The organism is Natrarchaeobius chitinivorans (genome assembly GCF_003841505.1).
Lineage (GTDB): Archaea > Halobacteriota > Halobacteria > Halobacteriales > Natrialbaceae > Natrarchaeobius > Natrarchaeobius chitinivorans.
This window is the reverse complement of sequence record NZ_REGA01000013.1, coordinates 1-20,957: the sequence shown is the minus strand read 5'-3', so window position 1 is coordinate 20,957 and position 20,957 is coordinate 1. Positions and strand designations below refer to the sequence as shown.

The window sequence follows — 20,957 nt, the reverse complement described above, 5'->3', positions numbered from 1 at the left end:
GTTCAACCCGGTCGTTCGAGCCGAAATTCGCTGGAATCGCGGTCAACGGACAGTATAAGTCGTTGCGTAGCTAACGTCCGGCTATGGCTGTGACGTGTGACTTCTACGGAACTCTTCGGGATGCGGTCGGACAGAAATCCGTCACCCACGACGTATCGGACGAAACGACCGTCGGCGAACTCCTCGAGACCATCGCCGAGGAGCATCCCGAACTCGAGGAGGCGCTGTTCTCGGACGGAACGCTTCGCGAGACGATGAACGTCTCCGTCAATGCGAGACACGTCCGCCTCGACGAGGGCCTCGAGACGCCGGTCGAAGACGGTGACGTGATCCGGGCGTATCCGCCCGTCGAAGGAGGCGCTGACTGATACGGATTACTGTAACTGTTTACCGGCGCACCCGGAGACGTGGTCCCAGATGCGACTGACATGGTCCCAGATGCGACTGATGCGGTCTCTGGTACAACTGACGTGGTCCCTGGTACGATTGGCGAGATTCCAGAAACGGTTGCACCGACTCGCGACAGACCGTCCAACAGCGATTCGGTTTTCGAATCCTCACCGACGGTCCTCGAGCCTCGCCGATCGGTCCTCAACCCCCTCGATCAGTCCGACCGCGAGGCGCTGGCGACGGCGTCTGCGGGAACGGTGCCGTCGTCGTTCCATCCACGTGCGCGGTAGTAGTCCCTCTTCGACGATTCGAGGTCGGGCAGGTCGTACGGAACCCGGTCGTCGCCGTCGTCGAACCCGCGTCGATTGTTGAAGTGACGCTCGAGTTCGACGACGTTCGCGCCGACTTGCTGGAGTTCGTCGTACTCCGCGTCGAACAGTCGTTCGAATCGATCCGCCTCGACCGCTCGACCGACGCCGAACTGACAGATGATCCCGCTGTCGCGTAGCGCGTTCCTGTTTTCGTTCTCGATGACGGTCTCGGCTTTGCCGGTGGTTCCCTCCCGCTCGATCCGTCCGTGGTACTCGTCGATCATCGTCGTCGAGTACATGTGATCGCCGCCGCGGTTCGCGACGGCGTAGGACAGTCCCTGTCCCTGGACGACGCGGCCGTCGTGGGCGGCGTGTTCGAGTCCCTTGATCGCCCAGTTGTCGACGCCGAGGTCCTCGTGGATGCGGGCGACGCCCTCCGCGAGCAGGTCGCCGTCCCCCTCACGGAAGGCGATCTTCTCGACGAGTTCGTGGACGAGGTCGGCGTTGCCGAACTCGTCGTTGGCCGCGAGGTACGCCGCGACGGTGACGCCACAGGAGATCGTGTCCATCCCGTACCGGTCGCACAGTTCGTTGGATTTCATCACGTCGACGACGTCGTCGACGCCGCAGTTCGACCCGAACGAAAACACCGTCTCGTACTCCGGCCCCTCGGTCTCCAGACCACTCGCCTCGTCACGGGTCGGCAGTTTGCAGGCGAACGCACAGACCGAACACGACGCCTTCTCGTATTTCTTCTCTTCGACGGCGTTCCCGCCGATGTCCGCGGCGTGTTCGAACTCGAGTTCGTTGAAGTACCGCGTCGGCAGGGAGAACTCGTCGTTCAGGAACTCGGTCAGGTTCGACGTCCCTTGCCGGCGCATGATGTCGTCGCTGGTCGCCGCCTCGCGGTGGACCTCCATGTGGAGGTCCTCGTTTGGCAACTCGAGTTCCGGCGCCGACTCGCCTGCGAAGGAGACGCACTTGACGTTTTTCGCTCCCAGCGCGGCTCCCAGACCGCCCCGGCCGAACGCGCGTTCGTCGTAGGTCATCACCGACGCGAACCTGACCTCGTGTTCTCCTGCCGGACCGATCGTGACGAGGTTCTCGCTCTCGAGACCGTGGCGCTCGTTCATCGCGTCGGTGACGTCCGGCACGCCGGCTTCCTCGAGTTCCGATACCGGTTCGAACTCGACCCCGTCGTCGGTTACGTGGATCGCGAGCAGTTCGTCGCTCTCGCCGACGATTTCGACGACGCTGTGGCCGGTGGCGACGAAGTTACGCGAGAGATAGCCGCCTGCGTTCGAGGAGAGCAGGCCGTCGGTCAACGGCGAGAGGCCGGTGAGGTTCATTCGCCCGGTGAAACTCATCCGGGACTGTTGAAGCGGACCCGAAGCGAGATAGAGGCGGTTCTCGGGACCGAGGGGGTCCGCGTCGAACGGGATCCGATCGTGAGCGAGTTTCGTCGCGACGCCGCGGCCGCCGATGAACGAGGCGAGTTCGTCGTCGATGTTCGACGTCGTGGCAGTTCGGTCGCCGACGTCGATCGTTAGTAAGGTGCCTTTCGCGTGTAGCATCGTCTGGGACCAATGCATGGGTCCCTCAAAATCTCTCCGCATCGTCTCACGCGGTGGCGGTGTGAACAATTCCGGTCGCAGCGGACCGATCGGAGGACGTCTAGAACGGGTACTCGCGAGATTCGCGCTGGATCGACGTCCACTTCACTTCCGTAAACTCGTCGATGATCCAGTCGCCGTTGTACCGACCGACGCCGGAGGCTTTCTTCCCGCCGAATGGAACGTGTGGCTCCGCGTTGACTGGCTGGTCGTTGACGTGCATCATCCCCACTTCAATCCGATCGGCGACGTCGCGAGCACGACCGCGGTCGGCCGAGTGAACCGAGCCGGCGAGTCCGTACTCGGTGTCGTTCGCGAGTTCGATCGCCTCTTCGTCCGTACTGAACGGAACGATCGGTGCGACGGGCCCGAAGTGTTCGTTGCAGGCCGCCGCCATGTCGTTGGTGACGCCCGTAAGCACCGTCGGCTCGACGAACAGGCCGTCGTAGTCGCCGCCGGTCTCGAGCGTGGCTCCCTCCTCGACCGTCTGCTCGATGTAGCCGACGATCTCGTCGCGCTGGGACTCGTTGATGATCGGCCCGACGACCGTCTCCTCCTCGCGTGGATCGCCGATCGGCAGTTCGGCTGCACGCGCTGCCAGTCGCTCGGCGTACTCGTCGCAGATCGATTCGTGGACGAGGTGGCGATTGATCGAGATACACACCTGTCCCTGGTGCCAGAACGAGCCGAACGTTCCGGCGGCGACCGCGTCGTCGAGGTCCGCGTCCTCGAGGACGACGTGTGGATTGTTGCCACCGAGTTCAAGGGCGGGAAGCGCGAAGTGGTCGATCGCGTTCTTCCCGACGAGTCGGCCCGCGCCGGTCGATCCGGTAAACGCGATGACGTCGCTGTCGGGGTGGGAGGCGACGCGGTCGCCGGTCGTCGAACCGGGGCCGGTGACGACGTTGAGGACGCCGTCGGGGAGGCCCGCCATCTCGAACAGCCGCGCGATCACGAGGCCGCCCGAAATCGGCGTCTCGGTCGGCGGCTTGAGGACGACGCTGTTCCCGAGGGCGATAGCGGGCGCGACGGCCCGTATCGCGAGCTTCAACGGCACGTTCCACGGGCTGATGATGCCGACGACGCCCGCAGGTTCGCGCTGGACGATGTTTTCCTTGCCGGGGATCTTCGACTGGTTGTGTCGTCCGGACACCCGGAACGGGAACGACGCAGTGTCGTGGACGAACGTCACCGCACCGCCGTGTTCGATGTCGAGTTTCGGCGGCGCACTCCCGGCTTCGACGGCGAGGATCTCACGGATCTCGTCGGCGTACTCATCGAGCAACTCCGCCACTCGTCTGACGACCTTTGCTCGCCTGGCCGGCGTCGCCTGTGCCCACTCGGTCTGTGCGGCGACTGCCGCCTCGTAGGCGTCGTCGACGTCGTCGGTGGTGCCGGCGGGGATCTGCGTAATCAGCTCTCTCGTCGCGGGATTTTCGACGTCGATCCGGTCGCGGTCCGGCACCGGCCGCCACTCGCCATCGACGTAGATCTCGTTCCACTCTCCATCGATCGATACTGGTCGGTCTTCGGAAGCGTCTTCGGTCATGGGTATCTTCTCTCGTTTCGAAAGTCGATTGGCTGACTGTACCGGCGAGAGACCTTACAGGGCCTCACGCAAGGCGTCGTTCATCGCGTCGACGGGTGCCTCTTTGTCGGTCCAGAGTTCGAACCCTTCCACACCCTGGAACAGCAACATCCAGGCCCCGTCGACGGTCGTCGCGCCCTGTTCGTTCGCATCACGCAACAACGTGGTCTCGAGTGGCGTGTACACCGCATCGAGCACGGTCAGGTCCTCGTGCAGGGCGCTCGGTGGCACGAGCGAGTTGTCCTCGTGCATTCCGACGCTCGTCGCGTCAACGAGAACGCTCGCCTCCGGGACCCGTTCGGAAAGCTCGTCTAACCCGTAACTCGACGCGCCGGGAACGATCTCTGCGACCTCCGTGGCTCGTTCGACCGTCCGGTTGTGAATGTCGACCGACATCCCCGCTTCGGAGAGCGCAAAGGAGATGGCTCGTCCGGTCCCCCCGGCCCCCACGACGACGGCGTTTCCGTCCATTGACGCGCCGTGGTGTGTGAGTGCACGGCGGGCTCCGACGCCGTCGGTGTTGTATCCGACAGGGGCTCCCTCTCCCGTGAAGTCGATCGTGTTTACGGCGCCGATCTGACTGGTGACCTCGTCGAGTTCGACGAGGTCGAGGACGTCCTCTTTGAACGGCATCGTTACGTTCAACCCCTGTATTCCGAGGGCATCAGCACCTCGAATAGCGGCTTCGAGGTCCTCGGGATCCGACTCGAGGGTGACGAAACTCGCGTCCATCCCGTACTCCTCGTATGCCGCCTGGTGCATCGGCGGAGACATCGAGTGATGTGCAGGGTTCCCTATTATCCCGTAGAGATCCATACTGGAATGTTCAAAGTCGATGTTGTATATACTTTTTGTGTTTCCGTTACTTACCCGTTCGACCGATACCGGCCTCCACGGCGTTTCGGACGGCCCACGATTCATCTTCGGTGTTCCGACTTTTCAACGACGGTTTCGGCCGTTCGGCAGGTCGGCGTTCTACCGATCCTGGGCGGGCCGCTGTCGGTCGTTATACTGTCGGACAGAACTATTCGACAATCGGTCGCTATCCTGCGGTCGTCTCCGATGGCACGGCCGCGAATTCGCGACCGACGTCTCACTGACTGCTGTCCGGCAGTATACCGGTCCCCATCCCAGCCACTGCCAGCGGGCCTCGACAGCTCACCGATCCACTGGTTACCAGTGTTAGCAATCCCATCACCGAGACGCTATTCCAGTCGCCGTAGATCGGTTCTTAGGTGAGCGATTTTCAACTTCCCTCATAAATCGGATTGATAACCGACCGATCTGAGACCCCGCAGCCGTTGGGAAATATATATATAGGACGACTCCAATCTGCGATTACAGTCAGATTATGACTAGCAATGATGGTAAAGGAAATGGTGTGAGGGGTACTGGAACCAATACGCCGCTCAGTCGTCGAAGCATATTGGCATCTTCCGCGATCGTTACGGCCGGAATCGCCGGCTGTACGGGTGGCAACGGTAACGGTAACGGTAACGGTAACGGTAACGGTAACGGCGGTAACGGTAGCGGAACGAGAGAGCTGCACGTCCTGAGCGACGTCGAAGTTCAGTCCGCTCATCAGAAGTTCGAGGACGCGTTCGAGGAGTGGGAAGAACAGGAGGCTGACGCCGACGTCGAGCCGGTGTTCGAAGTCGTTCCGAGCGACGACATCCGCCAGACGATCGACCAGCGACTGGCGGCCGAGGACGCACCTGACCTGATTTTCACCAGCGTCAGTTACCACGCCGAGTTCGGTCTTCAGGGGTATCTCCGCGACCTCTCGGATATCGTTCCCAGCGGCATTCCGGATTCGTTCAGGCTGAACATCGAGGGAACCGAAGTGTACGTTCCCGGCAACCTCCAGATGTGTGCCCAGTGGTACAGGGAGGACGTTTACGAGGAAGCCGGCATCGAGTGGGGCAGCGACTGGGAGGAACAACTCCACAACTTCGAGGTACTCGACGATCACCTTCCGGACGATCAGGATCCGACCCTGTACATCGCAAACGGTGCACACCCGTACATGATCTACGGGCACTACCACCCGATGCTGAGCAACGGATCCCAGTTCATCGACCGCGACAGCATGGACGAAGAGCCGTACGTCGTCGTCGACGAAGAGCCGTACCGATCCCGTGCGATCGAGTACCTCGAGTACCTCCAGGAGGCCTACCAGTACTCGCCGGACTCCGTTAACTACGGATACGGTGAGGCGACCGAACTGTTCACTACCGAGCAGGTGATGGATACGAAATATCCGGCTCGAGCCCTGCTCAACTTCCACGAGCAAAACCCAGACGAAGCCGAGAACGTGAAGATGGCTCCGTTCCCCGACACGCCTGCGATGCAGTCGGGTGACGCCGACTACTCCATCGCGACGATCGGTGAAGGGTTCTCGGTCCCGACCGAGGACATCGGCGCGGATAGCCCCGATCTCGCTGAGAGCTACGTCGACTTCTTCATGAATTCCGACCACTACGTCGACTTCCTGCTCGAAGTGCCGCTTCACAGGGTGCCGACGGACCTGAATATCCTTCGCTCGGATCGGTATCAGGAAAACGAGATCGTCCAATCTTCGCCGGAGTACATCGATTACGTCGAAGAAAACGCCGACGGTGTGATGTTCTATACGAATATCACTGGCGACGACGCGGTGACGCCGTACTGGGACACGCTGATCCGCGGGACGGAGATCGGAACCAACATGCTCGCCGCGCCGATGGCCGGTCAGATGGAACCGGAGGAGGCTGTCGACTGGGCGGCGGACGAACTCAGAACGGAGATTCCCGATTTCGAAGAGCGCTTCAACCAGTAGCCGCTCTCGAATTTCATCATTATGATGCACAGGGCCGACAGAGACACACGTCCCCGCGTCACGGCCGGTACGCGACGACAGCGATCAGAACACTTATGAGCCCAAAAGCTACGATACGGTAGTATGTATGGATCAGCGCGTAATATCGGGTGTTTGAGATGAGCACTATACAAAAGCGAATATCGGTGAACTTCGACAATCTGAATCAGTGGATCGACAGTCGTGATAATCTGCTGGGATACCTGTTGTTGCTTCCCGCCGTCCTCGTCTTTCTGTTCCTGTCCGTCCTTCCGATCCTGTACGGGATCTGGATAAGCTTTCACAGCGGGGCCGGCTCGAACCTCGATTTCGTCGGTCTCAGCAACTATCAGAACCTGTTGTTCGCCGATTCGAACTTCTGGCACTCGGTGTGGCTGGGCGCGGTGTACGCGGTCTACTCGGTCGTCTTGCAGACGGTCGCTGGCGTCGCGATAGCGCTGTTGCTCAACGAGACGTTCCGCTTCCAGAACTTCGTCCGGACGCTCGTTCTCGTCACGTATCTGATCCCGACGGTCGCCGTGGCGATCATCTTCCGATTCCTGCTCGACCACCAGATCGGCGTCTTGAACTACTACCTGATAACGTACACGCCCGTCGACGACACGATCAACTTCTTCTCGCAGGAGCTTGCGATCCACAGCGTAACCTGGATCTCCGGCTGGAAGTTTACGATCTTCGTCGTCCTCATCATCCTGGCCCGGTTGCAGTCTATCGACTCGGAACTGTACGAACTCGCCCGGATCAACGGCGCAAACGCGTTCCGCCGGTTCATCGACGTTACCTACCCGCACATCCGGAGTGCGCTGTTTCTGGTCATCCTCCTTCGCGGGATATTCATGTTCAACAAGTTCGACATGATCTACATTCTCACTCGCGGAGGACCGTTCGACTCGACGCGGACGATGGTCATCTACGCGTACTACCAGGCGTTCGGTCGCGCTGACTACGGAACCGGTGCTGCGGTCACGACGATCATGTTCCTCCTGCTCGCTGTCGTTGCAATTATATACTTCTATTACTTCGCCCCAGAAGAGGAGGTGGAATCCTGATGCTCTCTGAAGAAACCGTCCGACCGATCGCCACCCGCATCCTGATCGGACTCACCGTCATCGTGTTCGGTCTTCCGCTTTACTGGCTACTCATAACCAGCTTCAAACCGCTCGAGGATATCATCACGTATCCGCCCGAACTCGTTCCGGGACGGGTCACCCTCGAAAACTACTTCATGCTGTTCGAGCAGACCGATTACCGGATCTGGCTCCAGAACAGTCTGATGGTCGCGGCCGGCAACATCATCTTTAGCGTCACGGTGGCCTCGTTCGCCGGCTACAGCCTCGCACGGTACGACGTCTGGCAGCGCAAGAACGTCGCACGGGCGTTTATCTTCTCGTACATGTTCCCGTCGATGATGCTCGGGCTCCCGTTCTTCGTCATCTTCCAGCGCGTCGGACTGGTGAACACGAATATCGGGCTGATACTGGCACACGCGTCCGTAACGCTCCCGTTCACGACCTGGATCATGTGGCAGTTCTTCCAGACGGTGCCCCTGGCGTGGGAAGAAAGCGCCTGGATCATGGGTGCGTCTCGATTCCGGACGATCTTCGAGGTCGCGATGCCGGCGGCGCTTCCGGGAATCGTCGCCTGTGCAATATTCGCGTTCGCGATCTCGTGGAACGACTTTACCTTCGCGTTCGTCCTGATCAGCAATCCGAACCAGGAAGTGCTCACCACGGGAATCGCACAGTTCGTCGGCGGGACCGAAACCAGGTGGAATCACATCATGGTCGGTGGCGCGTTCCTCGTGCTTCCACCGTTCGTGGTCATCTACTTCCTCAACAAGTACCTCCTGGAAGGGTTCTCCGTCGGCGGAATGGACTGATCCCGCGGCGGCCCCCATTGGCTTTCTCGGTTCTCGTTTCTCGTTGGGCGTCTGAAATCGGGCATCATCACTCCAGTGAAACCCTTCGATACTGACCGAAAGATCGTTCGAGACGTTCCATTCTTTCACGTTCAGTCCCACCCACGGATCGTCCGCACGTAGTTTCGGTGGTCTCGAGAATCTCCAGCAGGTGTACCCAGTACTCCCGCCATTCGTCGCGGTAATCGAGTATCGATTTTTGGAGATGGCGATAAATGGGTATGAATAAATACTAGGAGTGGGAAAACCCGGTATCCACTATGGCAAGTGTTGAATGCATTGACCTGAGACGTGTCTTCGAACTCTCCGATGGCGGTGAAGAAGTCGCCGTCAACTCGATTGACGTCACGATAGAAGAGGGGGAATTTGCGACAGTCGTTGGACCGAGTGGATGTGGCAAAACGACCTTTCTCCGTATGATCGCCGGTCTCGAAACCCCGACGAGCGGTGACATCCTGTTCGACGGTGAGGACGTCACCGACGTTTCCTCACAGAACCGCGGCATCTCGATGGTCTTCCAGAGTATCGCCCTGTTTCCGTTCAAGACGGTCGAAGACAACATCAGATACGGTCTGAAGTACGCGGACGCCGAGGGCGAAGAGGTCGACAGCCGGGTCAGTGAAATGGCCGAGATGGTCGGTATCACGGAACTGTTGAACAAGAAGCCACCGCAGCTCTCGGGCGGCCAGCAACAGCGCGCAGCACTTGCACGAGCTTTGATTCGGGATCCCGAAGTGTTTCTTCTCGACGAACCTCTCAGCGACCTCGACGCCAAACTGAAATCGAAGATGCGAACCGAGTTGAAAGAACTCCACCAGATGCTCCCCAAGACCACGATTTACGTCACTCACGATCAGGTCGAGGCGATGACGTTGTCCGACAGCGTCATCGTGATGAACGACGGGGAAATCATGCAGAAGTCGCCGCCGGACGAAATCTACGATCACCCACAGAACGCGTTCGTCGCACGGTTTATCGGATCGCCGACGATCAATATGATCAAGGGGACCGTCGAGGACGGCGTCATCACGGCTGATCTATTCAACCGTCCGCTCCCGGTTACTGCGGAACTCCAGGAAACCGTCGACAGGGAGGTCGAAAACAACGAGGTTCTGGTCGGTGTCCGGCCGAACGAGGTCAACAAGGTTTCCGACGGAGAGGACTCGATCATCACCGGCTCGGTCCGTATCTACGAGCAGATGGGCGACGAGAACATCGTCTACGTCGAGTCCTCCGACGAAGAGATTCGTGTCTCGATTCCGCCGAATGACATCCCCGAACCCGACGACCAGTTCGACCTGACGTTCACTCACGAGGACGTCCACCTGTTCGATGCGTCCACCGAAGAGGTAATCACCAACGAACTGACCCGGCCGTAAGTGGCTGCGGTATGACTGCTCGTTCAGTTTTGAGCCGACTAGTCGGCGATAACCACGACGTCGTCGGCAATCGTGACTTTCAGATCGTTCTGATCGCGGGAATCGTTACCCCACTCGGTACGAGCCTCGTCTCGCCGATACTCGACTCGCTCCGGGATCCGTTCTCGGTGTCGGCGACCGAAGTCGGGCTGATGATCACTGCGTTTACAGCGCCGGGAATCGTTCTGATCGTTCTCGGCGGTTTTCTGGCCGATACGTACGGCCGAAAGCCGGTGTTGTCTGTTGGCTTACTGTTGTTCGGAACGAGTGGCGTCCTGATCGCGTTCACGGAGAGTTTCGGAATCGCACTCGCCCTCCGGTTCCTTCAGGGGGCCGGTCTTTCCGGAATCACGCCCGTCCTCATCACGATCGTCGGTGACCTGTTTTCGGGCGAACGCGAAACGACGGCACAGGGGATGAGATTCGGCGTCTCCGGCTTGTTGTCGGCCGTCTTCCCCGTCTTCGCGGGCATTCTCGTGGTCGTCGCCTGGCAGTACCCGTTTTACCTGTACGGCCTTTCGATTCCGCTCGCGGGCCTGTCGTATCTGTTCCTGTCCGAATCGAGAACCCCATCTACCGACGATCAGGAGTCGACCTCTTCGGGATCGGTCCCCCTCGAGTACGTCGTAGAGCTATCTCGGCAGTGTCTCAAGACTCACGTATTCAGCTTTCTCGTCGCCCGGTTTACGCCCGTCTTCGTGTACATCGGGTTTTTGACCTACGTGTCGATCGTCGTCGTCGAACTGGTCGGTGGAACGCCGAGAGATGCTGGTATCATCGTGGGTATCGTCAACTTCGTTTACGCGCTGACCGCGATTCAGGCGGGACGGATCAACTCCATGATCAGTGGACACACGATTACGTTGGTGGGAGCGAATTCGCTTCTCTGTCTCGGATTTCTCGTCGTCCTGTACACCCCGAGCGTCCTCGTCGCAGCGCTCGGGGCGATACTCATCGGAGTCGGATTCGGCTTTATTCTATCGCTGTACAGGAGCATCATCTCCAAACTGGCATCGGTCCAGTACCGCGGTGGACTCGTGGGTGCCGGGGAAGCGGTCGGTCGCGTCGGGGCCACGTTCGCCCCCGTCTTCCTGGGTGGCGTGATAACGCTTGCAGAGCCGATTTTCGGCTTTCAGGACGCAATTCGGTACTCGCTCGGTGGATCGGCGGTGGCATTTACCGTCATCGGGTGTCTGAGTGTTCTCGTCATGATCGCGACCTCACCCGAGAAACTGTAGATCTTCCCTCTCCGAACCGCTCCCCTGACGGTTTCGTTCGTCCACTCGAGGCTGGTTCGAATCCGCTCTTACTCACCCACTCGACGGTTGCCGACACCGCCGCCGCCGTCGGATCGGGTTACTGATAGATAGAAAAGCGATGGACCGGACCTGGCGGCCTCATACTGTTTACTGTCCGTCAGTACCGAAGATCGGGCGTCGTCCCGCGGTCTCAGGTACACAGGTACCGCAATCCGTATCAGAAGTCACCTCGGCTGCGTGTTACAGTCGATCGATGTCCGTGAACACGGCACTCGCAGTTCCGTGGTCGTCCATTCCCTGTCCGCTCAGCGTAATCGTTCCGCTGTGTGTGGTCTCGATTTGGACGATGTTCTGTGCCCCCTCGGCTGCCAGCGGGCTGTCGTCGGGGACGAGTCGGGGTCCGACCCGTACGCCGTTTCCGTTCACCTCGCCGATCAACCGAATCGTTCGGCTATCCTGTGCGGCGAGTTCGAGCAAACTTCCGGGAATGTTCGTGATCCCGTCGGTGTCGACGTCGTCGACCGTGATCGAGTCGTCGATGGCGCTTTCGTCGTACGACGACAACATGTTCGAGAGTATCGTACACTTCACCGCAGTATCGGTTCCGTTCACGTCCGCCGACGGATCCTCGTCGGCGATACCGAGCTCTTTCGCTTCGGTCAGCACGTGTTCGTAGTCGAGTTTCTCGGCGGCCATCCGCGAGAGAATGAAGTTCGACGTATCGTTGAGCACCCCCCTCACCGAGACGATGTTCGATGGCCTGTGATCGGTGAGTATCGAGATGATCGGCAGAGAGCCACCGACGGTTGCCCCGAATTTGACCGTTCCGTCGCTGTTCCGTTCGAGTTCCCGGAGTTCGTCGAACCGTTTAGCGACTGGGTCCCTGTTTGCGAGCACGACGTCCCTGTCTCGAGCGAGCGCCTCTCGAGCGTTCTCGAAGCCGGGGTTCGCGTCGTCGACCGTCGTCGTCGCTTCGACGAGGACGTCGTACGACGTCTCGAACACGTCGGCTGGGTCGGCCGAACCGACCGTCCCGTCAGCCGCTTTGGTTTCGAACGCGTCGGCGACGTCGACCCCGTCTTCGGCGATGACTGCCCCCGCTGAATCGGCGAGTCCGACGATCTCGTGACCGTAGTCGGCTGCGAGTTCGGCTATCGATCGACCGACGGATCCGGTCCCGATCACGACGAGTCTCATCGTTCTACCTCCGTCAGCGGCTCGATCAGTTTCAGCCCCTTTTCCTCGGTGATTTCGCGCAGCATCTCCAGCGTCTCGGACATCTTTCCTTCCTGGGTTGCGAGTCTAAACCGTGCTCCCGAAATTTCGTCTTCGCTTTGACCCGGCGTTAGCGAGACGTCGATGACGGAGACGTTCGATCCGTCCCGAACCCGCTCGATCGTATCGGTGACGTCCGTTTCGATCACGTCTCCGGCCAGGAGGACGATAAACTCCTCCGAGTACTGTGATTTTCCGGTCTCGACGACGGTGAACCCGGAACGGCGAAACGCCATGATGATCGAATTGTACTGGCGATCGGTCGCCTCGAAGTCCACCTCGACCGGGACGCGCCCACGGGGACTTTTCTTCCCCCGTTCGTGGTAGATAGAGAGCAAGTTGCCCTCGTTCGCCACGATCGGTTTCAACGCCTCGAGAAGTGAACCCGGCTCGTCGACCAGCTCGAGCCGGATGGTGTGGGCTGACTTGTGGATTTTCGATCCGCCGTCGGTCGCGTACAACGATTCGCTTTCCGACCGGTTTATCTGATCCATCATTTACTATTGTCCTATTTTCAGTTTTAAATCTCTATCGGTCATCGAACTCTTTCGTCGTCCGCCGGCGTGGCACCACTGGAACCAAGTGTACAGAAAACTACGGTTTTCAATATCGCGTTTGGACCGTTTCCATTTCGATTCAGTTCGTCGGTTTTGTCGAATGCGGATGCTTTCGAATGAGTGTGGCCACGTATCGGAGAGAGGAACCGTTCGCCACCTGCGATAGAGTATCGATTGATGCACTACCTAGTATGTACTCGCATTTCACCTCGGTACTCAAAATGTACGATAGTTTCATCGTTTCACCGACTGCTATTCCTCATTTGTGGGCTATCGTCGATCGATCACCCGTGTCATGACGACTCGTACCATCGATTCCGACACACTATTAGTTCGCTTCGTTATCAGGGGGTGCGACTTCGACGACGTGTATCACGATGGGCAAAGGGGATTCGGTGGTATCCCTCGGATTCGTTCAACTCTCGTGTTTCTAGTTCACAGAGAAACAAAATATTGAATAGAAGAAACTCCTATTCTTGAGTAGGAGTCGAGATAATGGTCAAGTGGTACGCCGATCTTTCCCCAACGTGTAATTGCCGCTCCGTTCCGACGGAGATGGAGAAGTATCGATTAGTAGCTCACGGCGAAAGCTGCCTGTTCAAGTGTGAACACTGCAATAAGACCGTCCTTTTCGAGAACAAACCTGGTGAAGAACCCACCGGGAGAGTGATGAAAAAAAGCCACTGAAAGAGAGATAATACGCTCTGATCACTGACGGAGCCGGTGACCACGAACCCATTTTCGACGTCAAAAGTGGAAACGCCGTTTGTTTAAGTACCAGTCCTTATTTCTTCCTTCAGCAACCCTCTAGACGATCGGATTGGACTCAAGACCAAGTCTTAGTTTCAGTCTGGCAAAAGCTTAGAGGCCCATAATCGGTTATGAGATCCTGAATAATTGCCATTGGAACAATTCTTATTGAGTGTCCTTGCAAGCTGGTCCTCGATTTCCGAACTCCACTTTATATAGGGGGGGAGGGGGGAACATTGTAATTTACCGGTACCCTGCCTCTCGTAAGGACGTGAAATCTCGCAAGTCGATTGTGAGTATCCCATCCGTATAAATCTGGCTTCGCTCTTTGATCAATGCATCACCGAGTGGAAGTTCGTGAAGAGCCTTGACCGCCTTTTCTGCATCGTATTCGACTGCTTTTAAATCGAAGATGCCATCCTCAAGTACCGCATAACACGCTTTCACCGTCTGTAATCGGTGTTGTCCAACGCTACCTGGATTAATAAATCTCGTTCCGTCTTTATATCGTTCGAATTGTACATGTGAGTGGCCAAACACGACGATTGGTTCGTCATATCGATCAGATAATAACTCGAATATTTCGCTATCGGAATCCGGCCAGAGACGCCCGTTCCAATCGATGTCACTATCCTCAATTGTAAAATCCCCGTGGTGTACTCGCATATCTCCCAGCTCTGCATCGGGAAATGATAGCACTGTATCCGGGATGAAGCTCCTGATCAGGCTTCTGTTCTCCTCAGAAATTACATTGTTGGTCCACTTAGTGTACTCACGGGGAGTTGGTGGATCTTTGTCCTTCGATTCAGTGATTTCGCTGTCGTGATTTCCCATGAGGAAGGTACCGGATAAATTCGCTAAGCGCGTAAGGACTTGATTTGGATGGGGACCAGAATCGACTGCATCCCCCAAAAAAATGACGCTGTCCCAATCTGACTCCTCTGCCAACACTGCTTCCAAGGCAGGTAGATTTCCATGAATATCCCCAATTATGAGATGTTTCATACGAAATTATAGTCACACCTTCTATTAGGACTTTGGAAAATTTTCACCCAGATTAGATCCATCTCTAACTCTGTTTAGCCGGTCTTATCTCAGAATCTCTTCACCAATGTTCAAAAACCTTATACCTCTTTGACGGGTGTTCTACCGCTTAGCGCTTGATTCGCCTCATCATGGTTATAGTGATGTCTGGGGTGCCTGGGCCAGCGGCAAATGCGGGCTGGACAGCTCCGCCAAGAGGCGTGGAACGATTGATCCGCATCAAGAGCGTCTGAAGCCACTTTTCAATGTGGTTTCGCTCGTTGGTATCGAGTTGACCGTTTACTTTGTGGCGAAAGGGGCAGTCAGATAGTCGTCAGCATTAACGAGAAACCCTCTCTCGTTGAGGTCGTGTTTCACTTCAATACGAGAGAGGGATGCCACCGTGGAATCGGTTCCGCGGAGGCTGAAGAGGTCTATCTCGAGTAGAAGACTCGATTCTGAATCGGTCGCGGTGTTACAGCCTCTTTCCTTTCGCCGTAGACTTCGGAGGTTCTCTCGAAAACTCCGGGACCTACCGTAGTTCCGATCAGCAACGACATGGCCATGTTCGATATCGGCCGAGACAACATGTTTAACGAGTTCAATTGCAATCTTGCGTTTCGCCCAGTGTTCAATGTCGTTTAGACTATTCGCATTTTCTCGGCGCTTAGCGAAGAGTTCTCGCTACTGTTGTGTTTCGTACTCTGTGTCATCTGCTCAGCCCACGTAGGTATAGTTGCATTCTCCGGCGAAAAATCACCTGCTTGGTCTAAACCACGGAAGTACTGCTAAACAGTCTCTCTCAAAAATATTATATTACACTATGCCAGTTTCCGTTATAAATGGTTGGCCATCTCATAGAAAGCGTCACAAACGAAGCAACAGGGTACGGAATGTGTGTCCAACACAACCGCGATCCTGCACGACGTTGCTTCGGTCGACGAGTTTTTGAATACAGTCGCTATCGAAACAGTTCCGTTGTTTGACTATCTTGAATTCGAGTTTTGGTGGAGTACGGGTGTTTGCCCCCTATCGCCGGGGGCGAACGCGAGTTTACCAACCACCAGATCTCTTTTACGCCTTTCTCCATTGCTACTACAAGAATATCTACGGAACACGTCCAGCCACGCGAGAACTCCAGCACGGACTCGTCTGGTACTACGGGCTCAACAAGCCCCCATAGAGAGACACCATTGAGTGGTTTCTCACTGATCCCGAACACGTTGTACTGTTGCTAACCCCGATATCACTAGATAAATCATCATATTCAGTCAAATATATATGCTGCAAGGCAATATTGGTAACCCGCATGCTGAAAATAGATGGTTTAAAGAAGACCTATTCAACCGGGGATGAGGCCCTGAAGGGTGTCTCGTTTGAAGTTGATAGTAGTGAGATCGTTGCAATTATTGGGCCGAGTGGTGCCGGCAAAAGTACTTTGATTAGGTGTGTAAATAGACTGGAGGAACCAACGGAGGGCACCATTTTTCTAGATGATGTAGAAGTAACTTCACTTTCGAAGAAGGAGCTGCGAAATGCCAGACGTGATATTGGGATGGTCTTTCAGGAGTTTGGCCTCGTCGATCGATTGACTGTAATGGAAAACGTATTATCTGGCCGTTTGGGTTATATGAGTTCTTTAAATGCTTTCAGAAGGAATTATCCGGAAGAGGATATCAGACGGGCGCGTGAAATCCTTTCAACGGTAGATATGGCGGGCTATGAGGACGACAGAGCAGACGAACTTTCCGGTGGCCAACGTCAACGTGTTGGAATCGCACGCGCAGTGATTCAGAACCCCAAAATTTTGTTAGTAGACGAACCAACAAGTGCCCTTGATCCGGAAACGTCTCGGAAGGTGATGGAGTTGCTGATAGATATCGCTCAAGAAGAGGACATTTCTGTCCTCATTAATATTCACGAGGTCCACCTGGCAACGAGGTTTGCTGATAAGATATTCGGGCTCCGTGATGGAGAGGTTGTATTTGAGGGTCTTGCGGCGGAATTAGATGAATCTGCTAAGGACAAGATCTATCGAGGCGAGGATCCGGAGCAAGAGGTAGATGTATCTGATGACTCCGAACTCCAGTCGACTGATATAAAGGAAATATAAATGAGTACGAAGGAATCTCACACCTGGAATCGGCCATCCGTTTTCCAGTCACGGGTAAGGAAGTGGGCTGTATACTCTGGGATTGTTCTATTTGTTTTGTGGAGCGTTTGGGAACTCCGTGTACCGATTGATCGGCTTATAGTTGGCTTTGGGGCAGGTGCGGATATGGTATCTAGTATGTTTCCGCCCGACTTCGGACCTACAGCCAGGGGACGTATTTGGACCGGAATGATAGATACCATAGCGATGTCTATCGTTGCTACCATAGCTGGGGTTATACTCAGTGCTCCAGTTGCGTTTATGGCTGCGAAAAATTACGCCCCAAGACCGGTATACTATATTGGAATGGGAATCATCGTATTCTCACGAACCTTTCATCCATTAATCTTGGCTATTGTTTTTGTAAAAGCGGTAGGTGTCGGGCCTTTGGCGGGTGTAATTACCCTTGCGGTGGTGACAATTGGTTTCTTTGCAAAATTGCTTTCAGAAGAGATAGAGGACATGGATCGTCTACAGTATGACGCGATTCGTGCAACGGGTGCAAATCCATTTCAGTCATTGGCCTATGGCATTATCCCCCAGATCAAACCTCGATTCATTGGTCTTTCGGTATACCGGTGGGACATCAACTTTCGTGCGAGCACGATTATCGGTATCGTTGGCGGCGGCGGTATCGGGTCGACCCTGATGTCCTCGTTTCAGCGGTTTCAACTGGATTTCAGTCTAGCTATACTAATCACCATTCTCATTTGTGTGATGATAGGTGAAGTAATGAGTCTCAAAGTTCGAGAGAAATATCAATAATATAAGGTTGATACAATGACTACAGCGCCACAACAGGATTCAGGGATGTGGAATCGGTTTGATAAACGAGACAACATACGGCGTTACGGCACCGCGCTGGTTGGGCTTGCAATTTTGATCGTCTCTTGGCGAGTGATGAACGTTAACTACGAATATCTACTAACGGCTCACTACGAGATCTATGATCTTTTGTACCGAATGGTCCCACCGGACCTAGGTTATGTTAACGAGATTGCCTCACCGCTAATAGAAACGATACACATGTCTATCATGGGAACTGCTCTCTCGATCATCGTTTCTGTACCTATAGCTTATTTAGCGGCAAACAATGTTTCGCCACATTGGACATTAGTGTACTTCGGTAAGTTCATCATTTCGGTTACTAGGTCTATTAGCGCCATTATTTGGGCGCTTATCTTTGTCGTTATGTTTGGACCAGGTGCCTTGGCCGGAATATTCGCCCTCGCTGTCCGTTCGATAGGGTTTATTGGCAAGTTGCTGTCCGAAGCAATCGAAGAGATAGATCCAATACCGGTTGAAGCCGTCACTGCGACCGGTGGAAATAAAATTGATGTATTCGTATACGGCATCGTTCCTCAAATCAAACCGGCGTTCATCGGTATGAGTACCTACCGGTGGGACATCAATATTCGTCAGGCAACCGTGTTGGGGCTCGTCGGTGCTGGCGGAATCGGGCTAGTACTTGACAGTGCAATCACTCGACTGTACTGGCCAGGTGTAACCACTATTCTGCTAAGTATTTTGTTAATCGTAATATTCAGTGAGGGGATATCTGCATATCTTCGAAAAAAGATCGGAGGGGTTTAATTCTCTATTTCGTCGTCTGCCTTCGGCAGGGTGGGTTCGACCTTCCCGAGGTTCCCGTTTATCGTCCTCTGTGACTGAAGCGAACATACGTTGAACGAGAAACTGGGACGTTGATGACCGATTGAGACGAACAGAATTGGTCTTATACCGGAAAACAGAACGGCCGCGGGCTAATGTGCAATCAGCGTAATAGTTGAACACCTCAACTGGCGATCAATAATTACCCGAGAGAAATCGACGCAAAGTGGCTCCGTGACGAGGTTAGGATTTATCCAGACCATTCCGTTTGGCGATCAGGTGTGCAATGACTTTCAGTAGATAGTATAGTAATCGTCGAAACGATTCTCCGCGCCCGAGTTCGAGGGGAGTGCAGTGACGGAATATCACTACTCTAGCTCGACTCACCCGTGAGGCGTATTCGAGTATTCTGTGCCCGTTCTCCGACAGTATAAGTATCCGCGTCCCAGATACGAGGTAATGAAGGCAACCGCTTCGGTTGCCTCTTTCAGGTGACCACGTTCGGCGAGAGTAGAACATCGAGTCATTCTGGCACGTTCGACCCGATAGGCGGAACTGCGACGAACAGACTCAGCGGAGATTTCAGTTGTTGTCACGTTCCACTGGAGGGATAGGTATTTGTATTAGGAGACATACTAATGGATCATGGTGAAATCTAACACCATTAATAGAAGGGCTTACTTAGCAGGTATTGCCTCAACTGGTGCTGTTGGAGTTGCGGGTTGTACCGGAGGAGAAAATGGAAACGGTAATGGAAACGGTAATGGGGATACCGACGACAGTGCAGACAGCGGAAACGGAGTAGCCCCATACGAGGACTTTGATCCGGACAATCCCAGAGAGACGTTGCCAGCTTTAGCCCCTACGTTGTACGAAAACAATCTTCACGAGGGGACTGAAGCTGCTCTCGAAGAAGCAATGGAACGGGATCTCGATGAGCCGAGACATGGTGATCCAGTTTGGGATGAACCCGATGACGAAGACGAGATTGTCGATCCAGACGTCATCCAATTAGCATATGGTTCAGGTGAAGAAGCAGATGGTATCTATCAAGACCTCTTTTATCCACTTGAAGAAAACATCGAAGAGGAAACCGGTCGTGAGGTGGAGTTCAACGTTATGGAGGACTATTCGGCGACGATAGAAGCGTTCCGTTCGGACCGCGTCCATGTCTCTAATTTTGCTACCGGCACTGTCCCCCTGGCAGTTAATGTCGGTGGAGCCGTCCCAATTGGAATGCCCGTCAATGAAGGCCGATATGGCTATCGATTGTGGTTGATTACGCGGCGAGATAACGACGACATCAACTCGCTCGAAGACCTAGAAGGAAAGACGGTAGCCCATTCGAGCGATGGATCGTTCTCCGGCCATCAAGCACCAAGTGTTCTTTTCGAAGACGAAGCCGGTATCAATCCCGAAGAGGATTACAACATGGTATTTTCCGGTGGCCACAACGAAGGACAACTCGGTGTCTATCACGGGGACTACGACGCTGCACCGATTGCGGCGGGGTCGATGCAACGCGTCGAAGACGAGATTGATTTTGACGAAATCAAAATTGTTTACATGAGTGAGCCGTTCCCATTTGCGCCTCTATGCTATATGCACAACCTTCACCCAGATGTAAAAGAAGGAATTGAACGGGCAGTTCTCGACTACGATTATGCCGGTACCTCCATTGAAGAGGCAATCGACAACACGGAATGGCTTGAAATTGATTATGCACCAGTCTGGGATGTAGTGTTGCAGGTTCAGCAAGGACTTGGCATGGAATACCACTCGTAACACGAATAAAACTATTTCTATAATATATGTATTTTGTAGGTCGCTTTTGGATTCAAACTTCCACCTAGTACCGGCCCAACCGTTGACTGACGAGCGAACTCATGCAGTGGATCCGAATTCGATTATCAACTGACGTTTGGAACGGTACTCAATATTCGTTGACCTGGGCCCAGCTCCGAGTTTTATCGATGATTTGGAATCCAAGTGGTGAATTTTAATATTCACGAATGGGGCATCCGTTCTAGCTTAGTGACTGGCTGAGACGGCGACCACGCCGAAATTGCACCGAGTCTGACCGCTATCATACCGAGATAGCTGCTGTTCCACCAAACCAGCCGGTTCTTCGTTATGTCTCCCGTCACAGGCGGCGCACTCGCAGTCGTGAGTGCGCCGCCGTTCCAGAGCCATCGCTGATCAGTCCGGGCGATCCAGCCCGTCTCGTCAGGCGAG

The 20,957-nt window shown here is 55.3% G+C and carries 16 protein-coding genes and 2 pseudogenes; 11 read left to right on the top strand and 7 right to left on the bottom strand.

The features are described from left to right. Positions 1–83: 83 nt before the first annotated feature. Positions 84–368, top strand: coding sequence for a ubiquitin-like small modifier protein 1 (locus EA473_RS14180; protein WP_124196311.1), 285 nt, complete (start codon positions 84–86; stop codon positions 366–368). 236 nt (positions 369–604) lie between these two features. Here the strand turns inward: EA473_RS14180 and EA473_RS14175 are convergent, their stop codons facing one another. The 3 genes from EA473_RS14175 to EA473_RS14165 all read right to left on the bottom strand — a co-directional run bounded on the left by EA473_RS14175 (position 605) and on the right by EA473_RS14165 (position 4,718). Then, positions 605–2,275: an aldehyde ferredoxin oxidoreductase C-terminal domain-containing protein gene (locus tag EA473_RS14175; RefSeq protein ID WP_124196310.1), complete on the bottom strand. Its 1,671-nt coding sequence runs from the start codon at positions 2,273–2,275 to the stop codon at positions 605–607. A gap of 100 nt (positions 2,276–2,375) precedes the next feature. Next, positions 2,376–3,863 carry an aldehyde dehydrogenase family protein gene (locus EA473_RS14170; protein ID WP_124196309.1) on the bottom strand — a complete coding sequence of 496 codons (1,488 nt, stop codon included), beginning with the start codon at positions 3,861–3,863 and terminating at the stop codon, positions 2,376–2,378. Positions 3,864–3,917: 54 nt separating this feature from the next. Then, complete coding sequence (locus EA473_RS14165; RefSeq protein WP_124196308.1) at positions 3,918–4,718, bottom strand: shikimate dehydrogenase; 801 nt, start codon at positions 4,716–4,718, stop codon at positions 3,918–3,920. Between the two features lie 610 nt (positions 4,719–5,328). Between EA473_RS14165 and EA473_RS14160 the strand changes: the two genes are divergently transcribed. The 5 genes from EA473_RS14160 to EA473_RS14140 all read left to right on the top strand — a co-directional run bounded on the left by EA473_RS14160 (position 5,329) and on the right by EA473_RS14140 (position 11,333). Then, positions 5,329–6,720, top strand: a complete 1,392-nt coding sequence (locus tag EA473_RS14160; protein ID WP_124196307.1) for an ABC transporter substrate-binding protein — start codon at positions 5,329–5,331, stop codon at positions 6,718–6,720. A 158-nt stretch (positions 6,721–6,878) separates the two neighbouring features. After that, positions 6,879–7,808 (top strand): carbohydrate ABC transporter permease, encoded by a 930-nt coding sequence (locus EA473_RS14155; RefSeq protein WP_124196306.1) that lies wholly within the window; start codon positions 6,879–6,881, stop codon positions 7,806–7,808. Then, complete coding sequence (locus tag EA473_RS14150) at positions 7,808–8,638, top strand: carbohydrate ABC transporter permease (RefSeq protein ID WP_124196305.1); 831 nt, start codon at positions 7,808–7,810, stop codon at positions 8,636–8,638. The genes EA473_RS14155 and EA473_RS14150 overlap by 1 nt, the downstream gene beginning before the upstream one ends. Before the next feature lie 299 nt (positions 8,639–8,937). Then, positions 8,938–10,056 carry an ABC transporter ATP-binding protein gene (locus tag EA473_RS14145; RefSeq protein WP_124196304.1) on the top strand — a complete coding sequence of 373 codons (1,119 nt, stop codon included), beginning with the start codon at positions 8,938–8,940 and terminating at the stop codon, positions 10,054–10,056. A gap of 29 nt (positions 10,057–10,085) precedes the next feature. Beyond that, positions 10,086–11,333 (top strand): MFS transporter, encoded by a 1,248-nt coding sequence (locus tag EA473_RS14140; protein WP_165875297.1) that lies wholly within the window; start codon positions 10,086–10,088, stop codon positions 11,331–11,333. A gap of 261 nt (positions 11,334–11,594) precedes the next feature. Here EA473_RS14140 and EA473_RS14135 read toward each other — a convergent pair whose 3' ends face one another. The 4 genes and pseudogenes from EA473_RS14135 to EA473_RS23250 form a co-directional block, all read right to left on the bottom strand. Further along, on the bottom strand, positions 11,595–12,551 hold the full coding sequence (locus EA473_RS14135) for a homoserine dehydrogenase (RefSeq protein WP_124196302.1): 957 nt from the start codon (positions 12,549–12,551) through the stop codon (positions 11,595–11,597). Beyond that, complete coding sequence (locus EA473_RS14130) at positions 12,548–13,123, bottom strand: amino acid-binding protein (protein WP_207890190.1); 576 nt, start codon at positions 13,121–13,123, stop codon at positions 12,548–12,550. Before EA473_RS14130 ends, EA473_RS14135 begins: the two co-directional genes overlap by 4 nt. A gap of 1,056 nt (positions 13,124–14,179) precedes the next feature. After that, positions 14,180–14,941 carry a metallophosphoesterase family protein gene (locus tag EA473_RS14125; RefSeq protein WP_124196301.1) on the bottom strand — a complete coding sequence of 254 codons (762 nt, stop codon included), beginning with the start codon at positions 14,939–14,941 and terminating at the stop codon, positions 14,180–14,182. Positions 14,942–15,259: 318 nt separating this feature from the next. Then, a pseudogene (locus tag EA473_RS23250) lies at positions 15,260–15,619 on the bottom strand (hypothetical protein); the annotation flags it as partial. A gap of 237 nt (positions 15,620–15,856) precedes the next feature. On the opposite strand from EA473_RS23250, the pseudogene EA473_RS14115 reads away from it, so the two are divergent. From EA473_RS14115 to phnD, 5 genes and pseudogenes are all read left to right on the top strand, one after another. Continuing rightward, positions 15,857–16,139 (top strand): annotated as a pseudogene (locus tag EA473_RS14115) (IS5/IS1182 family transposase); the annotation flags it as partial. A 129-nt stretch (positions 16,140–16,268) separates the two neighbouring features. Further along, entirely contained in the window at positions 16,269–17,072 is an 804-nt protein-coding gene (gene phnC, locus EA473_RS14110; protein WP_124196300.1) for a phosphonate ABC transporter ATP-binding protein, read from the top strand. After that, entirely contained in the window at positions 17,073–17,876 is an 804-nt protein-coding gene (phnE, locus tag EA473_RS14105) for a phosphonate ABC transporter, permease protein PhnE (protein WP_124196299.1), read from the top strand. It begins immediately after the preceding gene. Positions 17,877–17,891: 15 nt separating this feature from the next. After that, on the top strand, positions 17,892–18,704 hold the full coding sequence (gene phnE / locus EA473_RS14100) for a phosphonate ABC transporter, permease protein PhnE (RefSeq protein WP_124196298.1): 813 nt from the start codon (positions 17,892–17,894) through the stop codon (positions 18,702–18,704). Between the two features lie 663 nt (positions 18,705–19,367). Beyond that, positions 19,368–20,507: a phosphate/phosphite/phosphonate ABC transporter substrate-binding protein gene (gene phnD, locus EA473_RS14095; protein ID WP_124196297.1), complete on the top strand. Its 1,140-nt coding sequence runs from the start codon at positions 19,368–19,370 to the stop codon at positions 20,505–20,507. Positions 20,508–20,957: the final 450 nt, after the last annotated feature.